Source organism: Streptomyces sp. R818, assembly GCF_056172735.1.
In genome coordinates this window covers 403,547-425,243 of the sequence record NZ_JAOCNE010000004.1, presented here as the reverse complement: position 1 = coordinate 425,243, position 21,697 = coordinate 403,547, and the positions used below count along the sequence as shown (strand labels likewise).

Here is a 21,697-nt window from a genome sequence, read left to right as displayed (position 1 = left end):
CCCCGCGCCCCTCAGGGGGTTTGCAGCAGCGCCGTCTCTACGTGTGTCTCCAGGGCTTTCTGCATGGCATCCGGGGAGATGTGGGGGGTGCCCGATGCCAGTACCTGCGTTGCCAGGCCGTCGATGAGGGCGGTCAGGGTCAGGGCCGCCGCCTCCGGGTCGGCCGTCGCGCGGAAGACGCCCTGCGCGACCCCTCTCCGTACGACGTCGGCGACGGTCTCGCGCCACTGCCGGTAGTACTCGGCGTGCAGCCGGCCCACCGCCGTGGAGCGCGCCGCCTCCGCCCACAGGTCGAGCCAGACCGCCCACTGGCGGCGCTGCTGCGCGGTGCGCGGCGTCTGCAACGCGATGAGCTGGGCCAGCTCCGCGACCGCGTCGTCCGCCGAGGCGAGCCGTGCGGCGCGGCGTGCCGTGTCCTCGTCCATGCACCAGCGCACGGCGGCCTCGAGGAGGTCGGCGCGGCCGGGGAAGTGGTAGTGGATCGCGGCGGTGCTGGTGGCGCAGGCGCGGGCGATGTCCGCGACCCGCACCGCGTGGAAACCGTGCTCGGCGATCAGCCGGACCGTCTCGCGGACGATCTGCAGCGGCCGCCCGCCCTCGACGGGGACGGCGGCGGCCGGAGCCCGCTCCTCGGGCGGCCGGGTGCCGAGCAGCCGCCCGACGTCGACGCGCCCCTCGTCGGCGATCCGCGCCAGCTCGGCGGCGGTGAAGCGGCGGGTGCCGCTCAGCGACCGGGAGAGCTTCGACGGATCCATGACGATGCGGCGCGCGAACTCGCGCTGACTGACGCCCGCGGCCGCGATGACCTCGCGGACCCGGGCGGCGGTGTCGGTGCCCGCGGCTGCGCCGGTGGCGTCGTTGGTTTCCACGGGCACGACCCTAACCAGGTGTTGAGAAGAACTCAACACACGATCCGCAATCCGCGCGACCAGTCCGCTGTTGCGATGCTGACTGGTGCATCAGTCCGCTTGGCAACAAGCGGTCCTGTGTGAAGGTGCGCGGTCACCGGCATTGACCCCTCAAGACGCGGGCTCTATGTTCCCGCTGAGTCCCAGGGGGGATCCATGTCTCGCACCCGGCGCACCTTCACCGCGCTCACCGCCGCCGCCCTGCTCACCGCCGCGGCGGCCTGCGGTTCCGACTCCGACTCCGGTTCCAGCGGCTCGCGCTCGCCCACGAACGCCGCGGGGGAGACGACGGTGAAGCTCGGCGTCATCCCGATCCTCGACGTCGCGCCGGTCTACCTCGGCCAGAAGAAGGGCTTCTACAAGAAGCAGAAGCTCCGGCTCGCCCTCTCCACGGCGCAGGGCGGCGCCGCGATCGTGCCCGCCGTCGTCAGCGGGCAGACCCAGTTCGGCTTCTCCAACGTCATGTCGCTGATGATCGCCCAGTCCAACGGCGTCCCCGTCGAGGGTGTCGTCAACGGGGTCAACTCCACCGGCAAACCGGGTGCCGATTTCGGCGGCGTCGTGGTCAAGAAGGGCAGCCCCCTCAAGACCGCCAAGGACCTTGAGGGCAGGACGGTCGCCGTCAACACGCTCAAGAACATCAACGACACCACCGTCCGCGAGTCCGTCCGCAAGGCCGGCGGCGACCCCTCCAAGGTCAAGTTCGTCGAGATGGCCTTCGACCAGATGCCCGCCGCCCTCACCGGCGACCAGGTCGACGCGGCGCAGGTCGTCGAGCCCGCCCTCGCCACCGTCAAGGCGGACGGCGGCCGCGTCATCGCCTCCAACTTCACCGACACCGCCCCCGACCTCACCGTGGCGATGTACTTCACCTCGACCACGTACGCCAAGAACCACCCCGACATCGTCGAACGTTTCACGGCCGCGACCAAGGAGTCCCTCGCCTACGCCGACGCGCACCCCGACGAGGTCAGGGACATCCTCACCACGTACACCAAGATCCCCTCGTCCCTCCGCGGCGAACTGATCCTGCCGCGCTGGCCCGAGACCGCAAACCGCGCCTCGATCGAGAAACTCGCCGAACTCGGCCAACAGGACGGCCAGTTCAGGAAGGCACCCGACGTCGACGCGCTCCTTCCGTGATCCTCGGCGCCCTGGGACTGCTCGCGTGCGCGGCGCTGTGGGAGACGGTGGCGCGCACCGGTCTCGTCGACGACGCCTACTTCCCGCCCTTCACCACCACCATGAGAGCCCTCGGCGACGAACTCGCCGACCCGGCCTTCTGGACGGCCCTCGGCTCCACCCTCACCGGGTGGGGGGTCGGCCTCGCCCTCGCGACCCTCGCCGGGACCGTCGCGGGAGTGGTCGTCGCGACGATCCCGTACCTGCGCGAGATCACCGCCTCGACCATCGAGTTCCTGCGCCCGATCCCGTCCGTCGCGCTCATCCCGCTGGCCGTCCTCCTCTACGGCACGGAGCTGCGCTCGGTCCTTCTCCTCGTCGTCTACGCCTCCTTCTGGCAGGTCCTCGTGCAGGTCCTGTACGGCGTCCGCGATGTCGACCCGGTCGCCGACGACACCGCCCGCGCCTTCGGCCTCGGCGCCTGGGCCCGCGTCCGGCACGTCGTGTGGCCGACCGCGCTGCCGTACGTGATGACGGGCGTACGGCTCGCGGCAGCCGTGGCGCTGATCCTCGCCATCACGGCCGAACTCGTCATCGGCGCACCGGGGTTGGGTACGCGGATCGCCGTCGCGCAGACCTCGCAGGCGGTGCCCGAGATGTACGCGCTGATCGTGGTCACCGGCTGCCTCGGCGTACTGATCAACACGGGGGCGCGGCTGGTGGAGCGGCACGTCCTGGCGTGGCACCAGTCGGTACGGGGGGAGGCGGCCCCCGCGTGATCACGAAGACGGTGGCGCGGAGATCGGTGCGCACGGTCCTCTTCACCCTCGCCCTGCCCTGCCTCCTCGTCGCCGTCTGGTGGCTGGCCTCCGACTCCAGTACGAGCGTCTACGCGCCGCCCCTGCGCACGATCCTGTCCCGCTTCGACGACGTATGGACGGCGGACCGGATCCGCACCGACGTCGTCCCCAGCCTGCTGCGGCTCGCGGCCGGCTACGCGTCGGCGGCGGTCGCGGGCGTCGTCCTCGGCGTCGGCATCGGCCTCTCCCGCACGGCCCGCGCCGTCTGCGAACCCGCCCTGGAGTTCCTGCGCGCCGTGCCCCCGCCGGTGCTCGTCCCCGTCATCATGCTCTTCGCGGGCATCGGCGACACGATGAAGATCGCCGTGATCGCGTCCGGCTGCGTCTGGCCGGTCCTGCTCAACACGGTGGCCGGGGTGCGGGCGGTCGACCCGGTCGCACTGGAGACGGCCCGCGCGTACGGCGTGAATGGCGCGGCCCGCCTGCGCTCCCTGATCCTCCCCTCGGCGAGCCCGCAGATCTTCACCGGCCTGCGCCAGGCCCTCTCCATCGGCGTCATCCTCATGGTCATCAGCGAGATGTTCGCCGCGAGCAACGGCCTCGGCTACGCCGTCGTCCAGTTCCAGCGCGGCTTCGCCATCCCGGAGATGTGGACCGGCATCCTCGTCCTCGGCCTTCTGGGCGTCGCCCTCGCGCTCCTGTTCACCCTCGTCGAGCGGCGGGCGCTCGCCTGGTACCACCGTTCGCGGGGCGCACGACGGAAGGCGGGCGGCGGCGGTGCTTGAGGTCAAAGGGCTGCGCAAGGTCTACGAGGGTTCCGGGCACCGGAGCGTGGAGGCGCTGCGCGATCTGACCTTCCGCGTGCCGGAGGGCGAGCTGGTGTGCGTCGTCGGCCCGTCCGGCTGCGGCAAGACGACCCTGCTCAAATGCGTGGCCGGCCTGCTCCGCCCGACGGACGGCACGGTCATGCTCGACGGCTCCCCGGTGACCGGCCCACGCCCCGGGCTCGCCGTCGTCTTCCAGGAGTACGGGCGGAGCCTGTTCCCCTGGATGCGGGTGACGGAGAACGTCGAGCTGCCGCTGCGCCGCTCCCTTGGCCGTACGGCCCGCCGCGCCCGGGTCACCGACGCGCTCGACGCGGTCGGCCTCGGCGGCGTCGGCCGCGCCTACCCCTGGGAACTCTCCGGCGGCATGCAGCAACGCGTCGCCATCGCGCGGGCCCTTGCCTACGAGCCCGAGGTGCTGCTGATGGACGAGCCGTTCGCGGCGGTCGACGCGCAGACGCGGGCGGAGCTGGAGGATCTGGTGCGCGGGTTGTGGCGGGAGCGGGGGATGACGGTGCTCTTCGTCACGCATGACATCGACGAGGCGGTGTATCTGGGGGAGCGGGTGCTGGTGCTGAGCGCTTCGCCGACGGTGGTGCGGGAGGAAGTGATGATCCCGCTTCCGGTCGAGCGGGATCAGTTGGTGACGCGGGCGGATGAGCGGTTCGTGGGGTTGCGGAGCCGGGTGCTCGGGTTGATTCGGGGTGGGGGTCAGGGGGACAAGAGGTTGGGGTAGTGGTGGGCGATGACGCGGCGGAGGGCCAACCGGGTTGCTGGAGGTATGGGGGAGTCCTCGCCGAGCCGGTGCACCGTGTTCCTGACGAAGGCGTCGATCCGCCCCCTGGTGGCGGGGGCCAGACGCTCCCCATCGCGTTCGTGCGCGGTGAGCATCAGGGCCACGACGCGGTCGAATGCGGAGAAGCGGACCGGGACCATGTCGAGGCCGCGCAGCACCCGGCCGTACAGCCCGTCGAGCTCGGCGGGGGAGAGCGTGAGGGTGTCCTCCAGCAGCAGCCGCAGCAGGTCATGGGCGAGGGACGTGGCCGGCGCCCCTTCCTCGGGCACGAACGTCAGCACGGCCGGACCCAGATTGCGGAACACGGGGTCCATCGCCAGCCGTATCACCCCGTCGTTCGTCATCCCGCCGAGGGACAGCTTGTGCCACACCTCGTCCCAGTACGCCCGCTGCCAGACGGCTCCGCCGCGGCCCCTCGGATACTGGTACAGCCAATTGGGGTCGACGGGGTCAGGGGCCCGCAGCTCGCCCTCCCGCAGCGAGATCTCCAGCACCCGGCGACCCTCCTCGTCCCAGGTGGGGTGGGTGATGAGCGCCAGGGCCACGTCCGTCCACTGCTGGCCGTCCAGAGAGGACTGCCACAGCATGCAGTGGCGGTTCCACGTGTACACCGGATCGCTCCTCCCTGGGAACAGCTCGGCCGCCGTCATCGGGCCGGCCAGCGCCAGGATCATCAGCACCAGGTTCGAGCCGTAGATGCCGTGCCGCGCGGCGGTGCGCAGGGTGGCGGGCCGATACCCCGGATGCTGGTCGCCGGTCCGGGTCACATGCTCGGACAGGACGCGGATCAGCCGGGCGGCCAGTCGGTTCCGTTCCGCCGTGTCGATCTGGTCGATGAGTCCCCGCGCGAATCGCAGCATCTGACGCGATCCGATGGGGGAGTACGACAGCAGCGCGTACGCCAGGTCGTCGTCGACGCGGCTCTCGCCGAAGGCCAGGGACCGGCGCGGGGCCAGGTCGCCGAGCAGCCGCAGCGCCAGCCGGACGACCAGGTATTCGCCGAACGTGGCGTGCAGGAACTCGTACGTGGACAAGGTCTGTCCGTCACGGATGGACTGGGCCCGCTGCACGAAGGAGAAGCGGCCGAGCGCCACCTCGCCCGGGTCCATGGGTGCCCGGAAACCGGAGGTCTCGACGGCCTCCTTGCCGAGGAGCGCGGCCAGGTCCTCGGTCAGCTCGCTCGCCGACACCCACTGGCGGCGCCGGTTGGTCATGGCGAACGCGACGAGGGACAGGCGCTGCAGCTCCCGCTCGACCCGTTCACCGGTCCCCTCGTCCGGTACGCCACCGCGGGTCGTCTTGTCGACCTCGCGGCGCGCGAACGACGACAACAGCTCCTCGTACAGCTCGGTGACGGCGAGCGGTTCGCTGTCGCCCCGGTCGAGCCCGCCCTCGGTCGCGTCGTACAACGCGAGCATGGTCAACAGCAGGGGCTGCGCCGCGAGTTCGGCGTGCCGGGACACCGTCTCCCAGGTCAGCGTGTGCGAGGAAGGGGCGTTGGCGTCGTTCCAGATCTCCAGCCACCGACGCACCTGCTCGGGCCTGAACGGTTCCAGGCGCAGGGCCACCATGCCGTCCGGGTAACGGGCCCGGTCGGCGACGGCGATCCGGCTCGTCACCAGTGCCGGCACGGGCCGGCCCTGGTCCGCCTCGCGCCGCTGGAAGCGGGCGACGCGCTCCAGGAAGTCGGTGTGGTGGACGCCGGTCGTCTGGAGCAGTTCGTCGAACCCGTCAAGCAGCAGTACGGGCGTGCTTCCGCCCGCCGCGCGCACCAGCTCCGGCCACGACGCCCGCTCGCCGGTCGCCGTCCGGATCGCCTGCTCGATCTGGTCCTGCAGTTCGTCCTCCGCGCGGACGTCCCGCAGCGGGACCCGGACCGGCAGGAACCCGGCGGCGGGCAGCCGTGCGGCCAGCACCCGCGTCAGCACGGACTTGCCCGCGCCGGGCTGGCCGAGGACGAGGAGCGGGGCCTCGGCCAGCACCGGGTTGGTGAGCGCACCGGCGAGGTAACGCGTCAGGTCGTACCGCACGCCGATCCCCTCCCACCAGGTTTCGTCGGCGGGCCCGGACTGCCCCTGCGGTGTGGCGACACGGAAGTCGGGGTCGAGGTACGCCTCCGAGAGCAGGGGAACGCGGATGCCCTCGAGGATCGGGCGGGACAGGGCCGCCTCGTGGGAACGGGCCAGCGCGGCCGCGACGTCGACGGGCGCGGGGAGCGCATCGGCGGTGGCGGCGAGGAGGGAGTCGATGCCGTCCAGCGCGCGGCGCACTTCGGCACGCGTCGCCTGGTGTTCGTGCCGGGTCACCCACAGGGCGAACTCCGGCGCCTGCAGGACCAGTTGGGCGTAGAGATCCTCGTACTTGGCGTGCGCGTCACGGCTCACCCGGTGAATGCGTTCCTCCGCCGTCTGTCGCTCGGTCCGCGTCAGCCGCTCCCAGACGGCGAGCCCGCGCACGAAGCGGACGAACGCGTACGAGTACCGGTCGTACCAGGCGACGAGCAGCGCTACGAGGCTCTCCGGCGGGGTGTGCGGCGCGGGACAGGGGGCGGCGGCGGTGAGCAGCGTGTCGAGCGCGCTGCCGCTGCCGCCCGCGAGGGCGAGCTGTTCGGTCCGCGTCAGCTCCACCCGGTCCAGGTCGAACGGCAGCTCCGCCTCCTCCAGCGCCTGGAACCACGCGACGATCACGACGACCGTGTGCGCGGCGCGCAGTACCTCGGTGCGCTCGGCGCGGCTCCCGGCCCGCCCCAGCCGGTCCCCGACCGCCCGCACCGCGTCCCGGCCGACGCCGATGATCCGCCCACGCGCCGAGACCACCCCGAGCACGGTCCCGCTCACCCCACCCGTCGCCACATTCAGCGCCCCACCCAACGCCCGGTCAAGCGCGGCGACCCGCTCCGAGTCGACCCCCAGCAGACCAAGCGCGTCCGCGAACGACAGCAACCTTCGTGACCCCACCGATCCCGCCCCCGTCCCGGCCTACCACGTGTGCCCTACCCTACGAACGCGTTGCACCCCCCGCACCCGAATGGCTTACCGTGTGGCGCGTGGACAGTCAGGGGAAGCGGGCGGTTCGGCTGCGCCTGACCGGGGCCGCCGGGGTTGCCGTCGTGTCGGGTGCGGCGGGGTCGTGGGCGTACGCGCGGGCGGGCGCGTCCGCGGGGGATCTGGTGCGGGACCTCGCGGTGGGCTGGGCGTACGTGGTCGCCGGGATGATGGCGTGGCGGCGCAGGCCGGCCAACAACACCGGGCGGCTCATGGTCCTGGAAGGCATCACGTGGTTCTTCGGGAACCTCCAGGGGACCGCCGTACCCGCCCTGTTCACGTTCGGCGCGTGGTGGGAGGCGCTGAACATGGCGGTGCTGCTTCACCTCGTCCTCTCCTTCCCGGAAGGGCGGCTCACCACCGTCCTGACCCGCCGCCTGGTGCAGTGCGCGTACGGGCTCGTCGCCGTCGGCGGTCTGCTGCGCACCCTCATGTTCGACCCTGCGGCCGACACCGGGGCGACTTATCTGGACTGCCGCGACTGCGGGCCGAACCTCATCCTCGTACCGTCGTGGCACGGCGCGTTCGACGCCTTCGACGCCGTCTACCACGCGGCGGGGTGGGCGCTCTCGGTGGTGGCCGCCGTCGCGATCGTGCTGCGCTGGCGCCACGCGTCCGCCGCGCGCAGGAGGGCGCTGCTGCCCGCGTGGATCGGCATCGGGATCGCCGTCGTGTTCCTGATGTGGGACATGCTGTTCTATGTCGTGCCGTGGTTCGGCGAGGTCGGGTCCGTCGCCGAGCAGGCCGTCTATCTGCTCTCCGACCTCGCCCAGGTCGCCGTCCCGTTCGCCTTCCTCGCCGGGCTGCTGCGGATGCACCTGCAGCGCGCCGAGGTCAGCGGGCTCGTCATCGACGTCGGCACCGACCCCGACCCCTCCAAGGTGCGCGAGGCGCTCGTCCGCGTCCTCGGTGATCCGACGCTGCGGATGGGTTTGTGGCGCGAGGAGCGGCGGGCGTACGTGGACGGGGCCGGCGGGGAGATCAGTCCCGAGGGGCCCGGGCGGACCCGGGTCCGCGCCGCCGACGGGCGGCCGCTCGCGCTGCTGCACCACGACCCGGCGCTGCACGAGGATCCGGAGCTGCTCGAGTCCGTCGCCGCCGCGCTGCGGCTCGCCCTGGAGAACGTCTGGCTGCGCACCCGCGCCAAGGACGTCGCCAGCCGTATCGTCCAGGCCGCCGACGCCGAGCGCGGCCGGCTCGAACGGAACCTGCACGACGGGGCGCAGGCCCGCCTCGTCTTCGCCCTGATGTCCGTGCGGCGCGTCCAGCGCGGCCTCGCGGACCACCCGGACGAAGCGCTGCGCGCCGCCGCCGGCGAGGCCGAGTCCAGCCTGCGGCTCGCCATCGAGGAGCTGCGGGGCCTGGCCCAGGGCATCCATCCGGCGGTGCTGACCCGCGAGGGGCTCGGGCCCGCGCTCTCCGCGCTCGCGAAGGAGGCGGCGCTGCCCGTGGTCGTCGCCGCCGAGCCGCGCCGCTACGACGCCCTCGTCGAGACCACCGCCTACTTCACCGTCTGCGAGGCGCTGTCGAACGCGGCGAAGCACGCCGGGGCCCGCGCCGTCAGCGTCTCCGCCCGCCACCAGGACGGGCGGCTCGTCGTCGAGACCGTCGACGACGGTGTCGGCGGGGCCGACACCACCCGCGGCACGGGCCTTCGCGGCCTCGCCGACCGGCTCGCCGCCGTCGACGGCGTGCTGCACATACACAGTCCCGCCGGCGGCGGGACCCGGATCAGGGCGGAGCTTCCGTGCGGGTGATCGTGGCCGAGGACTCGGCGCTCCTCCGGCAGGGGATCGTGCGGCTCCTCACCGACGAGGGCATCGAGGTCGCCGCCGAGTGCGCGGACACCGGGCCGCTGCTCGCGCTCGTCGCGGTGCACGAGCCGGACGCCGTGCTGCTCGACATCCGGATGCCGCCCACCCACACCGACGAGGGCCTGGTCGCCGCCGCCGCGATCCGCGCCGCCCACCCCGGCACCGGGGTGCTGCTCCTCTCCCAGTACGTGGAGACGACGTCCACCGTGCAGGCGCTGGCCGAGCGGCCCGACGGGTTCGGCTACCTGCTCAAGGAGCGCGTCGCCGACATCGACGAGCTGCACGGCGCGCTGAAGCGGGTCGCCGCGGGCGAGACCGTGCTCGATCCGCTGGTCGTGGCCCGGCTGATGAACGCGCCGCGCGCCGCGGGCCCCCTGGACGAGCTGACCGGCCGCGAGCGCGACGTCCTGACGCTGATGGCCGAGGGCCGCTCCAACGAGGCGATCGCGAAGGAGCTGGTCATCGGCGGCAAGACCGTCGAGACGCACGTCCGCAACATCTTCGGCAAGCTGGGCCTCGAACCCGACCTGCTCGAACACCGCCGCGTCATGGCGGTCCTCACGTATCTGCGCGGCTGAGCCCCCCAGCTCAGCCGCGTACAGACACGTGCGTGGTTCCGGCTGCCCGCTCCGGAGACGACGTCGTCCCCCGTTTTCCCCCGTGGTCCCCCGTCGTCGTCCGCGGAGCGGTGCCGGACCACCAATGTAGGCGGGGCCATTTGCCGGTACATCAGGGTCAGCCCTGAGATCCGGAACCGGGTCCATCTTTTTGATCACGGCATGTCCCCATTTGATCACCGGAGTGATCGTCCGGGCTCCTCTTCACAGCTGCCCCGCGCCGGGTCTATAGTCCAAAACTAGCAGTGCTAATTAATCGCTGGCCCCGGCCATGGCCCCTGGAGCTGACCGTGCGTTCCGTCCACTTCGCCGCCGCCCGCCGCACCCCGATCGGGAAACTGCGCGGAGCGCTCTCCACGATCCGGCCCGACGACCTCGCGGCCTCGGTGGTGCGGGGCGTGCTCGCGGACGTGCCCGGACTCGACCCGGCCCGGATCGACGACATCTACTGGGGCGCCGCCAACCAGGCGGGCGAGGACAACCGGAACGTCGCCCGCATGGCCGCCCTCCTCGCGGGCCTGCCCGAGTCCGTGCCCGGCGCGACCGTGAACCGGCTCTGCGCCTCCGGCATGGAGGCCGTCACCACCGCGGCCCGCACCATCGCCGCCGGAGAGGCCGACATCGTCCTCGCGGGCGGCTCCGAGTCCATGAGCCGCGCCCCCTTCGTGCTGCCCCGCCCGGACGAGGCGCTGCCGCACCAGATGCAGACGTACGACACGCGCCTCGGCTGGCGCCTGGTCAACCCCGCGATGAAGGACCTGCACGGCGTCCTCGCGATGGGCGAGACGGCGGAAGAGGTCGCGGACCGGTACGGCATCTCGCGCGAGCGGCAGGACGCCTTCGCGCTCCGCAGCCACCAGAAGGCCGCCGCCGCCCGCAAGGACGGCCTCTTCGACGCCGAGATCCTGCCCGTCACCCGCCCGGACGGTGTGGTCGTCGACGCCGACGAATGCATCCGCCCCGACACCTCCCTGGAGAAGCTCGGCGGCCTCAAGCCCGTCTTCCGCAAGGGCGGCTCGGTCACCGCGGGCAACGCCTCGCCGATGAACGACGGCGCGGCGGGACTCCTCCTCGTCAGCGAGGAAGCCCTGAACGACCTGGGCCTCGAGTCTCTTGGCCGCTATGTCGCCGGTGCCTCGGCCGGTGTCCACCCCGACGTCATGGGCATCGGCCCGGTCCCCGCCACCCGGAAGGCGCTCGGCCGCGCCGGCTGGACCGTCGGCGACATCGAGGAGGCCGAGTTCAACGAGGCGTTCGCCGCGCAGGCCCTCGCCTGCGTCGACGGCCTCGGCATCGACCCCGAGCTCGTCAACCCCACCGGCGGCGCCATCGCCCTCGGCCACCCCCTGGGCTGTTCCGGCGCCCGCATCCTCACCACCCTCCTGCACCGCCTGCGCCGCACCGGCGCCGCCCGCGGCCTCGCCACCATGTGCGTCGGCGTCGGCCAGGGCAGCGCGGTCCTCGTCGAGCGCGGCTGAGCACCCCGCGCCCGCACGTACCGCGACCTGGTCCAGCGCCGCACCAGAAGTCAGCACCGAACGGAGCACCACCCACCATGGCAACCCTCTCCCTCGCCGCGATCCTCGCCGAGTCCGCCCGCCGCCGCCCCGACAAGGTCGGCCTCGTGGAGGGCGAACAGCGCTTCACCTTCGCGGAGCTGTGGCTCCAGGCCCGCAAGCAGGCCGCCGCCCTTGTCGGCCTCGGCGTCCGCCCCGGGGACCGGGTCGCCCTGATGGCGCCCAACACCGCCGAGTTCCCGCGCGCCTACTACGCGGCGCTCGCGGCGGGCGCGGTCGTCGTCCCCGTCCACCTGCTCCTGTCGGCCGAAGAGGTCCGGCACGTCCTCGAGGACAGCGGGGCGACGCTGCTCCTGTGCCACCCGGCGCAGGCCGCCGTCGGCGCGGCCGCCGCGGAGGCGACGGGCGTCCGGATGGTGCAGCTGACCGCCGTCGGCGAACTGGAGCAACTGACCGCCGCCGCCGAGCCGTTGGCGTCGTACGTCACCCGCGAGGCCGACGACCCGGCCGTCATCTTCTACACCAGCGGCACCACCGGCGTCCCCAAGGGCGCCGAGCTGAGCCACCTCAACCTCGTGATGAACGCGACGGTCAGCGCCTTCGACGCCAACGACGTACGCGCCGACGACGTCGCCCTCGGCGCGCTGCCGCTCTTCCACGCCTTCGGCCAGACCGTCTCCCTGAACGCGACCTGGCGGGCGGGCGCCACCCTCGTCCTCCTGCCGCGCTTCCACGCGGACCGCGCGATCGACCTCATGGTCACCGAGAACGTCAACACCTTCCACGGCGTCCCGACGATGTACGTGAACCTCCTCGCGGCGGCGCCGGACGCGGAGAAGCTGCCGCAGCTCAAGATCTGCATATCGGGCGGCGCCTCCCTGCCCGTAGTCGTCCTCGAAGGTTTCGAGAAGGCGTTCGGCGCCACCGTCCACGAGGGGTACGGCCTCTCCGAGACCTCCCCGGCCGCCGCCGCGAACCAGCCGATCTTCGGGGCACGGCCCGGCACCATCGGGCAGCCCCTGTGGGGCGTCGACGTGGAGATCGCGCGGGCGGAGGTCGAGGACCGGATCGAGCTGCTGCCGACGGACGAGCTGGGCGAGGTCGTCGTGCGCGGGCACTGCGTCTTCACCGGTTACCTGGGCCGCCCCGAGGCGACCGCCGAGGCCCTGGTGGACGGCTGGTTCCGCACCGGCGACCTCGGCACCAAGGACGCCGACGGCTACCTGCGCATCGTCGACCGCAAGAAGGACATCATCATCCGCGGCGGCTACAACGTGTACCCGCGCGAGGTCGAGGAGGTCCTGATGCGCCACCCGGGCGTCGGCCACGCCGCCGTCATCGGCCTCCCCGACGCCGTGCACGGCGAGGAGATCTGCGCCGTCATCGTCCCGAAGCCCGGCGCCGCCCTCGACGCGGCCGAGGTCACCGCCTGGTCCAAGGAGCACCTCGGCAAGCACAAGTACCCGCGCCGCGTCGAGTTCACGGACCAGCTGCCGCTCGGCCCCAGCATGAAGATCCTCAAGCGCGAGCTGCGGACGGCGTACGCGGGCCGGTAGGGCCCGGGGCCGGGTCGGTGGGGCTACCATCGACCCGCGATGCACGACATATTCGGGGTCACCACCTGGGGGTTCACCGCCCTCGCCGCCGCGGCGCTGCTCGTCGGCTTCTCCAAGACCGCCGTCAGCGGCGCCAACACGGTCAGCCTCGCCGTCTTCGCGGCGATCCTGCCCGCCCGCGATTCCACCGGCGTCCTCCTGCCGATCCTGATCTTCGGCGACGTGCTCGCCGTCCTCACCTACCGGCGCCACGCCCACTGGCCGACGCTGTGGCGGCTGTTCCCGGCCGTCGCCGGGGGAGTGGTGCTCGGCACGGCCTTCCTCGCGTTCGCCGGCGACGGGGCCGTGCGGACCTCCATCGGCGCGATCCTGCTCCTGATGGCCGGCGTCTCGGTGTGGCGGCGCCGCAGGGCCGACGCCCCCGAGTCTGCCGAGTCTTCCGAGGCTTCCGAGACCGAGCGGACCGCCACCCGCGCGGCCCGCGTCAAGGCAGGCTCCTACGGCGTCCTCGGCGGTTTCACCACGATGGTGGCCAACGCGGGCGGCCCCGTCATGTCGATGTATCTGCTCTCGGCGGGCTTCCGGAAGCTGGGCTTCCTCGGCACCTCCGCCTGGTTCTTCCTCATCGTGAACAGCGCGAAGGTGCCGTTCAGCGTCGGCCTCGGGCTCATCGACGGACGCTCGCTGCTGCTCGACGCGGCGCTCGTGGCGTTCGTCGTGCCCGGCGCACTGCTCGGCAAGTGGGCCGTGAACCGCATCAACCAGCTGCTTTTCGAGCGCCTCGTCATCGCCGCGACGGTGGTCGGCGGCCTTCAGCTCCTCCTGCGCTAGCCGGTCCGGGTCACGTCGGGCTGAGGGTGCGGTCCGAGCCCGGCTGGTTCGGGAGCCCTTGCTGCAGGTCCTCCGCGAGCAGCCGCTTCGCGATCGTGTCGACCGCCGCTCGCAGCTCGTCGTCGGCGGGCCGGCCCAGGTCCGCCTCGACCTTGTCGGACAGCCACGCGCCCCACGCCCGGTTGATGACCCCGGCCTCGCGGCGCCCCGCCGCCGTGTGCGAGAAGTACACCCCGGTACGGGACAGATAGCCCTCGTCGACCATGCGCTGGAAGACCGGCACCAGGACCTCAGGCGGCAGCATGCGGCGCGCCGAGATCATGCCGAGGCTGGCGTGCCCGACCATCCGCGTGAAGAACTCCACCTGCATCACCGCCCATGCCCCCGCGATGTCGAGACGGGTGTCGGAGTCCCTGAGGATGCGCCGGGCGGTCTCCAGGTCGGTCGTCTTGACGATGGAGCCGACGGTCCGTTCGAGCAGGTGCGCGTTGTCCCCGGTGGTCGGCTGCGCGAAGCCCTCGCCCATGTCCGAGGAGCCCATCCGCGCGCTGTCGCGCAACTGCACCTGCTTGAGGAACAGCGCCACCACGAACCCGATCAGCGCCACCGGCACCGTCCACAGGAACACCGTGTGCAGCGAGTCCGCGTACGCGTCGACGATCGGCAGCCGCGCGGCGTCCGGGAGCGCGTGCAGGCCGCCCGGGTTCTGCGCGGCCTTCGCGAGCGCCGCCGGGTCGACCCCGGAACCGGCGCGGGCCGCCTCCGCGACCCCGTCCGACAGATTCGGCGTGAGGGTGTTCGCGTAGATCGTCCCGAAGACGGCCGTGCCGAAGGAGCTGCCGAGCGTACGGAAGAAGGTGACGCCGGAGGTGGCCGTGCCCAGGTCCGCGTAGTCCACGGTGTTCTGCACGGCGATCGTCAGGACCTGCATGCACAGGCCGATGCCGACACCGAGCACGAACATGTACAGCGACTCCAGCCAGACGCCCGACGACCGCCCCATCCGCGACAGGAGGAACAGGCCGAGCGCCATGACGAGTGAGCCGACGATCGGGAAGAGCCGGTACTTCCCCGTCTTGCTGACCACGTTGCCGGAGAAGATCGACGCGATGAGCAGGCCGATCACCATGGGCAGCGTCCGCACGCCGGAGATCGTGGCCGAGTCCCCGTCCACGTACTGAAGGTACGTCGGCAGGAACGTCATCGCGCCCAGCATCGCGAAGCCCACGACGAAGCTGAGGATCGAGCAGACCGTGAAGACCGGGTTGGCGAACAGGCGCATCGGCAGCATCGGCTCCGCCGCCCGCGTCTCCACCCAGCAGAACAGGGCGAGCGCGACGACGCCGCCCGCGAACAGGCCGATGATCGTCGGCGAGCCCCAGGCGTACTCGTTGCCGCCCCAGCTCGTCGCCAGGATCAGCGCGCTCGCGCCGACCGCGACGAGCGCGATGCCCAGATAGTCGATGACCGGCCGGGCCGCCGACTTCACGACCGGGATGGTGCGGGCCGCCGCGATCACCACGACGATCGCGATCGGTACGTTGACGTAGAACGCCCAGCGCCAGGTCAGATGGTCCGTGAAGAGGCCGCCGAGGAGCGGGCCGATCACCGTCGCCACCCCGAAGACGGCGCCGATCGCACCCTGGTACTTGCCGCGCTCCCGCAGCGGGATGACGTCCGCGATCAGCGCCATCGACGTCACCATGAGGCCGCCCGCGCCGATCCCCTGCATCGCCCGCCAGGCGATGAGCAGCGTCATGTTGCCCGCGAGGCCGCACAGGAACGAGCCCGTGATGAAGACGACCGCCGCGACCTGGAAGACCACCTTGCGCCCGAACAGGTCACCGAACTTGCCGACCAGGACCGTGGCGACCGTCTCCGCGAGGAGGTACGCCGTGACCACCCACGACATGTGCGCCGCACCGCCGAGGTCCGAGACGATCGTGGGCAGGGCGGTGCCGACGATGGTCTGGTCGAGGGCAGCCAGGAGCATGCCGAGGACGATCGTGGCGAAGACGATGTTGCGGCGGCGCTTGTCCAGGTAGGGCGGGGCCTGCGTTTCCGGGGTGGCTGTCACCTATGCAGGGTCCACTGGGGTGGGCCGGTGCGCATGTTCGTTGCGGCCGGACTGGTGACGCCCTGGCGCCGTGGGGGTGGTTCTCCGGTGGCGAGCGCGGACCGTGGGTGGCTGGTCGCGCAGTTCCCCGCGCCCCTAGGCGGTTCTCCGCAATCGGGGTGCCGAGGCGGATGCCTCTACCGGGGCGCCCCCGTCCACCTGGGTTGCCAGGCGGTGTGCCCACTCGACCACCCCTGCCGTGTCCAGGCCGGCCGGGGCCTCGCCGTCCCAGTCGTTCAACCCCTCCGCGCCTCTGCGGAGCAGGCGGGCGCCGCCCCGCGCGTTGCCGCGGGCCGCGTGGGTGAGGCCTACCGCCACCTGGGCCATGGCTCGCCAGAGGGGGCGTTCGGAGGGCGGGCCGGACTTCCAGGCGTCCTCGAAGACCTCGTGGGCGTGGAAGGGGCGGCCCGCGTCGAGCAGGGCCTGTGCCTCCGTGACGGTCTCGGCGGGGGTGCGCACGACCCCCTCCGGCTGGCGCTCGACGCCGGGGGAGCCGTAGGGGAGGGGGCGGCCGAGGCCGTCGCGGGGGCGGGCGTTGCGCGCCCGGCCCTCCTCGTCCCGGTCCCGGCCACCGCTCTGCGAAGTGCTCATATGCCGATTCTCGCGCAGGTCACGCGGCGCCCGCGCAATCGGTTTCAAACCACCCGTGAGCTTGGGGTATTGTTCTGTCTGTCGCCGCCGGACGGGACCCAAACCGGACAGCAGCCGACATCGGGACGTGGCGCAGCTTGGTAGCGCACTTGACTGGGGGTCAAGGGGTCGCAGGTTCAAATCCTGTCGTCCCGACTTTACGAAGTCGCAGGGTGTGGGGCCGGAGCGGAGAGATCCGCACCGGCCCCGCAGTCGTTCCCGGGCGGCCCTAGCCCGGGTGCGCCGCGCGCCACGCCGCCATCGACACGTTCCACTCGTCCCCCGACAACGCGGTCAGCGACGCCGGGAACAAGCCGTCCTCCTCCTTCGCGATGTGCCGGTGCAGTGCGTGGACCGCCTCCGTGAAAGTGGCCACGTCGGCGGGGTCCGCCAGGTCCAACGCGGGCAACAGCGCGGCCAGTTCGCGGTGTTCGGACTCCAGCGCCGCGATGTACTCCGCGTACTCCGGGTCGGCGCTCATCACCTGGAACAGGCCGTCCTCCTCGCCCTTCCAGTGCGCCGCCAGCTCCCTCGCCATGGCGTCCACGAGGGCGCGGGCCCGTGCGGGGTCTCCCGCGTCGAGGGCCCGCAGCGCGTCGCCGGCGGCGTCCGTGACCCGCTCGTGCTCCGCGATGAACTCCTTGATCAGGGGGATCTCCCGGCAACCGCAGTAATGGCACATGGGTCAGTGATACGTCAGGCGCGGAAAGCGCGCGGGCCGACGGCGCGGAAATCGGGGCGCGGTGTGCCCGCTGGGCCCGGTAGTCTCGCCCCGCTTTCTTTGAGCCGAAAGGTGACCATGGGCCTGCGCAAGCTGCACGACGACGAACCCGACATCGACGAGGCGTTGGTACGCGCGCTCATCGAGGACCAGTTCCCCCAGTGGGCCGGACTGCCGCTGCGGTACGTCGACGCGCACGGTACCCAGAACGTCCTGTTCCGGCTCGGCGACGCCTTCGTGGTCCGGATGCCAAGGGTGCCGGGGGAGGCGCCGGACGCGGCGCGCGAGCGCCGCTGGATGCCCCTGCTGGCCGCGGCGCTGCCGGTCTCCGTGCCGGTGCTGGTGGGCGAGGGGAAGCCGGGGCGCGGGTTCCCGTACCCATGGCTGGTGCACCGCTGGCTGACCGGCGCGGTCCCCGAGGTGGGGCGGCTCGAGGATCCGCAGGGCCTCGCCGAGGACCTGGCGGCGTTCGTCATCGCGCTGCGCGGCGTCGACCCGACGGGCGCGCCACGGTCCTACCGCGACGGCCGCCTCCCGGACCGCGACGCGACGACCCGCCGGCACATCGGCGAACTGGCCGGAAAGATCGACACCGACGCCGCGCTCGCCGTATGGGACGCCGCGCTGAGCGCCTCGCGCTCCGCCCCGCGCGAGATGTGGCTGCACTCCGACCTCCAGCCCGGCAACCTCCTGGTCGCCGACGGGCGGCTGAGCGCCGTCATCGACTTCGACTGCATGGGTCTCGGCGAGCCGGCCGCCGACCTGATCTGCGCCTGGTACGTGCTCGGCGAGCCGGAGCGGAAGGTGTTCCGGGCCGCCGCCGGTGAGGACGAGGACACCTGGGCCCGCGGCCGCGGCTGGGCGCTGAGCACCGCCGCGGCCGAGCTCACCTACTACGAGGGAAGGAACCCGTTCATGGCGCGCACCGCGAAACGGGTGATCGACGAGGTGGTCGCCGAGCTCCGCGACTGAGCGGCACGGTCACCGAACGGCTCCCCGGCCGCGGGCCCGGAACCCCGGAGCCACGCCCCGGAGCCGCGCCCCGGGGGCCGGCCGGTCACCCGGCGGGGGTGATCGAGTCGGGGGCCTGGTACGCCTCCCGCTGGTGCGGGATGACCACCGGCGCGCTGCCCTGCGCGAGCGCCACCGTGCGCGTCGGCGCCGGGATCCGGATGCCCTCCTCGCGGAAGCGGCGGTGGAGGCGCTTGATGAACTCGTGCTTGATCCGGTACTGGTCGCTGAACTCGCCGACGCCGAGGATCACCGTGAAGCCGATCCGCGAGTCGCCGAACGTGTGGAAGCGGACGGCCGGTTCGTGCTCCGGCAGCGCGCCCTCGACGTCCTTCATGGTCTCCGCGACGACCTCGACGGTCACCCGCTCGACGTGCTCCAGGTCGCTGTCGTAGGCGACGCCCGCCTGCACCGTCAGCGTCATGTCCTGCTCGGGACGGCTGTAGTTGGTCATGTTCGTGCCCGAGAGCTTCGTGTTCGGGATGATCACGAGGTTGTTGGAGAGCTCGCGGACCACGGTGTTGCGCCAGTTGATGTCGACGACGTAGCCCTCCTCGCCGCTGCTCAGCCTGATGTAGTCGCCGGGCTGGACCGTCTTCGAGGCGAGGATGTGCACGCCCGCGAAGAGGTTCGCGAGGGTGTCCTGGAGGGCGAGCGCCACCGCGAGACCGCCGACGCCGAGGGCGGTGAGCAGCGGCGCGATGGAGATGCCGAGCGTCTGCAGGACGACCAGGAAGCCCATCGCGAGGACCACGACCCGCGTGATGTTCACGAAGATCGTCGCCGATCCGGCGACCGCCGCGCGGGACTGCGCCACCGCCCGGACGAGCCCGGTGACGATGCGTGCGGCGGTGAGCGTCGCCGCGACGATGAGGAACGCCGTCAGCGTCATGTTCACGGTGCGGGTCGTGCGGGAGGTCAGCGGCAGCGCGGCGGCGGCGACCGCGGCGCCCGCGGCCACGGCGGCCCAGGGGACGAGGGTGCGCAGCGCGTCGACGAGCACGTCGTCGCCGCCCCAGCGCGTCCGCTTGGCCCGCTCGCCGAGCCAGCGCAGCAGGATCTTCAGGAGCAGTCCGGCCAGGAGGCCCGTGACGAGGGCGACACCGGCGATGATCAGGTCGTGGAGTTCGACGCCGCGGGTCATCGGGCGCCTCCCGCAGACAACGCGATGCGTGGGGCGGCTATGTGATGTTCGGTCACGTGTTCTCGCTCGGGTAGCTAGGCAGGGGGTGGGGCGGGTGCGGCGTCCGCAGAGCACCGCACGCCGGGACATCCTGCCGCACTCTCGGCCCGTCCCGCGCCACCCGCCCGGTCCGCCCCTCGCGGACCCGCCTCCGCTACCCCAAGGTCACCGTGCGCCCCTCCCGTGCCGACGCGTACGCGGCGGTCACGATCCGCAGCCCCCGCAGCCCCGCCTCACCGTCGGTGACCCCGACCGGACCGTCCCCGTGGAGGAACGCGCGCAGCATCAGCGCGTCCAGGTCGACCCCGTAGGGCAGTTCGATGCCGGAGCGGGAGGTCTCGCTGAAGCCGTGCACCTTCTGGTCGAAGGCGTCCATCTCCAGGGTGGCCCGGTCGCCGATCACCTGCATCGAGAGGCCGCCCCACGCGGGGTGGTGCTGCGGCTGGCTCCACGAGCAGTCGACGGTGGCCACGGCGCCGTTCGCGTACGTGAGGGTGAGCAGGCCCGCCGTCTCGACCGGGACGTCCTCGTCGTCCGCGTACAGGATGTTGTTGGTCTGGGCGTAGACCGAGGTCACGGGGGAGGCGTCGAAGAGGTCGTCGAGGAGGTCCGCGATGTGCACCGTGTGGTCCATCAGGGCGCCGCCGCCCGCGAGTTCCGGGTCGGTGAACCAGCGGCGGCGCGCCCCCGGCATGTAGCCGTTGTTGGCGCCGGACACCGCGAGCACCTCACCCGCCGTACCGTTGCGCACCGCCTCCCGTACGGCAAGGTAGGCGGGGCTGAACCGCACCGGGTGCGCCACCGCGAGCCGCACCCCGGCCGCCCGGCACGCCTCGACCATGGCCGCCCCGTCCTCGACGGTGGTGGCGAGCGGCTTCTCGCACAGCACGTCCACGCCGTGCGCGGCGGCGAGTTCGACCAGGGGGCGGTGGCGGCTGTTCTCGGAGCAGACGACGACCTTGTCGGGCCCCCAGGCGAACAGCTCCTCGTAAGTGTCGACGTAGTCCACGCCGAGCTGTGCGGCGAAGTCCTTGCCGCGGACCTCGCCCGGTGCCGCCAGGTCCGTCTCGGGGTCGGCCGCGAGGACCCGGACGCCGTCCATGGCGGCGAGCAGCCGCGCGAAGCCGCCCGCGTGGACATGGGCGAACGACAGCACCCCGACTTTCAGGTCCTTCACAGTGCGGCTCCCTCGATCGCGTGGGGTGGGACGGGCCTTCCGGTGCGCGCGGACTCGGCCGCCGCGGCCGCGATCCGGACGGCCTCGACGCCGTCGCGCGCCGACACCCGCGGCGGGGGCCCGCCCGCGACGGCGGCCGCGAACTCGCGCAGCTCCGTCAGGTACGGGCTCTCCGTCATGAAGCTGCCGGGGATGCCCTCACCGGGCGCCCGCGCGCCCTGCGCGAGGACGCGGAACCCGGGGGAGGCCGTCGAGTCGTGCTCCAGGAAGCCGCCGGGCCCCGCCACCCGGAACGTCGTGCGGAAGGGCAGGTCCGGCAGGCCCCACACGCCGAGTACGTGGCTGATGGCGCCGGACGCGTGGGTGAGGACGGCGGTGCCGGTCGCCACGTCCCCGTCGGCCGCGCCCGGCTCCTGGCGGCCCCTGACCCGGGCGTGGACGCGGACGACGTCGCCCGCGAGCAGCCGTGCGAAGTCGAAGTCGTGGATCATCTGGTCGACGAGGATGCCGCCGGAGAGCGCCGGGTCGCTGAACCAGGGCGCCCAGACCGGGTAGCGGCCCGAGCGGGTGAACCGCAGGACGGCGGGCGGGCCGACGCGGCCCGCGACCACGGACCGCGCGAGCGCCGCGTACGCCGGGAAGTACCGCACGACGTGCGCCGGGAAGAGCAGCACCCCGGCGGCCTCGGCGGCGTCCACCATCTCCTGGGCCTCGGCGACGGTGAGCGCGAGCGGCTTCTCGCACACGACGTGCCGGCCCGCGGCGATGGCTTCGAGCGTCAGATGCCGGTGGGTGAAGGTCGGGGTGCAGACGTCGACGACGGTGCTGCGCTCCAGCAGTTCGCCGAGGCTGTGCACGGCCGTCACGCCGAACGCGGCGTACTGCGCCGCCAGCTTCTCCGCGTGGCCGTCGGTGGACAGGATCGTGACGCGTGCGCCCAGCTCCGTCCAGGCGGGCAGATGGGCGCGGGCGATACCGCCGGCGCCGATCAGGCCCACGTCGAGGCGTGCCATGTAAGTCCTCTCTCTGC

The 21,697-nt window shown here is 72.4% G+C and carries 18 protein-coding genes and 1 tRNA gene; 11 read left to right on the top strand and 8 right to left on the bottom strand.

Annotated elements, in window-relative coordinates; translation table 11 throughout:
- Positions 1-11: 11 nt before the first annotated feature.
- Entirely contained in the window at positions 12-869 is an 858-nt protein-coding gene (locus N5I75_RS14865) for a TetR/AcrR family transcriptional regulator (RefSeq protein WP_476677677.1), read from the bottom strand.
- A 195-nt stretch (positions 870-1,064) separates the two neighbouring features.
- Between N5I75_RS14865 and N5I75_RS14860 the strand changes: the two genes are divergently transcribed.
- Genes N5I75_RS14860 through N5I75_RS14845 form a run of 4 tightly spaced genes read left to right on the top strand, consistent with a single transcriptional unit; the run spans position 1,065 to position 4,390 of the window.
- A complete protein-coding gene (locus N5I75_RS14860; protein ID WP_476677675.1) occupies positions 1,065-2,051 on the top strand; it encodes an ABC transporter substrate-binding protein in 987 nt (328 codons plus the stop codon).
- A complete protein-coding gene (locus N5I75_RS14855) occupies positions 2,051-2,809 on the top strand; it encodes an ABC transporter permease (RefSeq protein ID WP_476677915.1) in 759 nt (252 codons plus the stop codon). The genes N5I75_RS14860 and N5I75_RS14855 overlap by 1 nt, the downstream gene beginning before the upstream one ends.
- Positions 2,806-3,615, top strand: coding sequence for an ABC transporter permease (locus N5I75_RS14850; protein ID WP_476677674.1), 810 nt, complete (start codon positions 2,806-2,808; stop codon positions 3,613-3,615). The genes N5I75_RS14855 and N5I75_RS14850 overlap by 4 nt, the downstream gene beginning before the upstream one ends.
- Complete coding sequence (locus N5I75_RS14845) at positions 3,608-4,390, top strand: ABC transporter ATP-binding protein (RefSeq protein WP_476677672.1); 783 nt, start codon at positions 3,608-3,610, stop codon at positions 4,388-4,390. Before N5I75_RS14850 ends, N5I75_RS14845 begins: the two co-directional genes overlap by 8 nt.
- On the opposite strand, the gene N5I75_RS14840 is transcribed toward N5I75_RS14845, so the two are convergent.
- Positions 4,366-7,407 carry an NACHT domain-containing protein gene (locus N5I75_RS14840; RefSeq protein ID WP_476677670.1) on the bottom strand — a complete coding sequence of 1,014 codons (3,042 nt, stop codon included), beginning with the start codon at positions 7,405-7,407 and terminating at the stop codon, positions 4,366-4,368. The two genes, N5I75_RS14845 and N5I75_RS14840, sit on opposite strands and share 25 nt — an antisense overlap.
- A gap of 89 nt (positions 7,408-7,496) precedes the next feature.
- On the opposite strand from N5I75_RS14840, the gene N5I75_RS14835 reads away from it, so the two are divergent.
- The 5 genes from N5I75_RS14835 (at position 7,497) to N5I75_RS14815 (ending at position 13,829) form a co-directional block, all read left to right on the top strand.
- Positions 7,497-9,251: a sensor histidine kinase gene (locus tag N5I75_RS14835; RefSeq protein WP_476677668.1), complete on the top strand. Its 1,755-nt coding sequence runs from the start codon at positions 7,497-7,499 to the stop codon at positions 9,249-9,251.
- Entirely contained in the window at positions 9,248-9,886 is a 639-nt protein-coding gene (locus N5I75_RS14830; protein ID WP_476677913.1) for a LuxR C-terminal-related transcriptional regulator, read from the top strand. The genes N5I75_RS14835 and N5I75_RS14830 overlap by 4 nt, the downstream gene beginning before the upstream one ends.
- Before the next feature lie 329 nt (positions 9,887-10,215).
- Entirely contained in the window at positions 10,216-11,403 is a 1,188-nt protein-coding gene (locus N5I75_RS14825; protein WP_476677666.1) for a thiolase family protein, read from the top strand.
- Between the two features lie 77 nt (positions 11,404-11,480).
- Entirely contained in the window at positions 11,481-12,998 is a 1,518-nt protein-coding gene (locus N5I75_RS14820) for a long-chain-fatty-acid--CoA ligase (protein ID WP_476677665.1), read from the top strand.
- Between the two features lie 39 nt (positions 12,999-13,037).
- Positions 13,038-13,829: a sulfite exporter TauE/SafE family protein gene (locus N5I75_RS14815; RefSeq protein ID WP_476677664.1), complete on the top strand. Its 792-nt coding sequence runs from the start codon at positions 13,038-13,040 to the stop codon at positions 13,827-13,829.
- A 10-nt stretch (positions 13,830-13,839) separates the two neighbouring features.
- Here the strand turns inward: N5I75_RS14815 and N5I75_RS14810 are convergent, their stop codons facing one another.
- Together N5I75_RS14810 and N5I75_RS14805 are read right to left on the bottom strand one after the other, a co-directional pair.
- Positions 13,840-15,906, bottom strand: coding sequence for an MDR family MFS transporter (locus N5I75_RS14810; protein WP_476677662.1), 2,067 nt, complete (start codon positions 15,904-15,906; stop codon positions 13,840-13,842).
- A 135-nt stretch (positions 15,907-16,041) separates the two neighbouring features.
- Positions 16,042-16,536, bottom strand: coding sequence for a DUF309 domain-containing protein (locus N5I75_RS14805; protein WP_476677660.1), 495 nt, complete (start codon positions 16,534-16,536; stop codon positions 16,042-16,044).
- Between the two features lie 121 nt (positions 16,537-16,657).
- Here N5I75_RS14805 and N5I75_RS14800 point away from each other — a divergent pair.
- Positions 16,658-16,731 (top strand) — tRNA-Pro (locus N5I75_RS14800).
- 73 nt (positions 16,732-16,804) lie between these two features.
- Here the strand turns inward: N5I75_RS14800 and N5I75_RS14795 are convergent.
- Complete coding sequence (locus tag N5I75_RS14795; protein WP_476677658.1) at positions 16,805-17,257, bottom strand: hemerythrin domain-containing protein; 453 nt, start codon at positions 17,255-17,257, stop codon at positions 16,805-16,807.
- A gap of 117 nt (positions 17,258-17,374) precedes the next feature.
- Here N5I75_RS14795 and N5I75_RS14790 point away from each other — a divergent pair, with 117 nt between their 5' ends.
- Positions 17,375-18,268 carry an aminoglycoside phosphotransferase family protein gene (locus N5I75_RS14790; RefSeq protein ID WP_476677657.1) on the top strand — a complete coding sequence of 298 codons (894 nt, stop codon included), beginning with the start codon at positions 17,375-17,377 and terminating at the stop codon, positions 18,266-18,268.
- A gap of 85 nt (positions 18,269-18,353) precedes the next feature.
- Here the strand turns inward: N5I75_RS14790 and N5I75_RS14785 are convergent, their stop codons facing one another.
- From N5I75_RS14785 to N5I75_RS14775, 3 genes are all read right to left on the bottom strand, one after another.
- Positions 18,354-19,451 carry a mechanosensitive ion channel family protein gene (locus tag N5I75_RS14785; protein ID WP_476677655.1) on the bottom strand — a complete coding sequence of 366 codons (1,098 nt, stop codon included), beginning with the start codon at positions 19,449-19,451 and terminating at the stop codon, positions 18,354-18,356.
- 193 nt (positions 19,452-19,644) lie between these two features.
- Positions 19,645-20,667, bottom strand: a complete 1,023-nt coding sequence (locus N5I75_RS14780; RefSeq protein WP_476677653.1) for a Gfo/Idh/MocA family protein — start codon at positions 20,665-20,667, stop codon at positions 19,645-19,647.
- The gene (locus tag N5I75_RS14775) at positions 20,664-21,680 is read right to left on the bottom strand and encodes a Gfo/Idh/MocA family protein (RefSeq protein WP_476677651.1); all 1,017 of its coding nucleotides are present in this window, start codon (positions 21,678-21,680) and stop codon (positions 20,664-20,666) included. Before N5I75_RS14775 ends, N5I75_RS14780 begins: the two co-directional genes overlap by 4 nt.
- Positions 21,681-21,697: the final 17 nt, after the last annotated feature.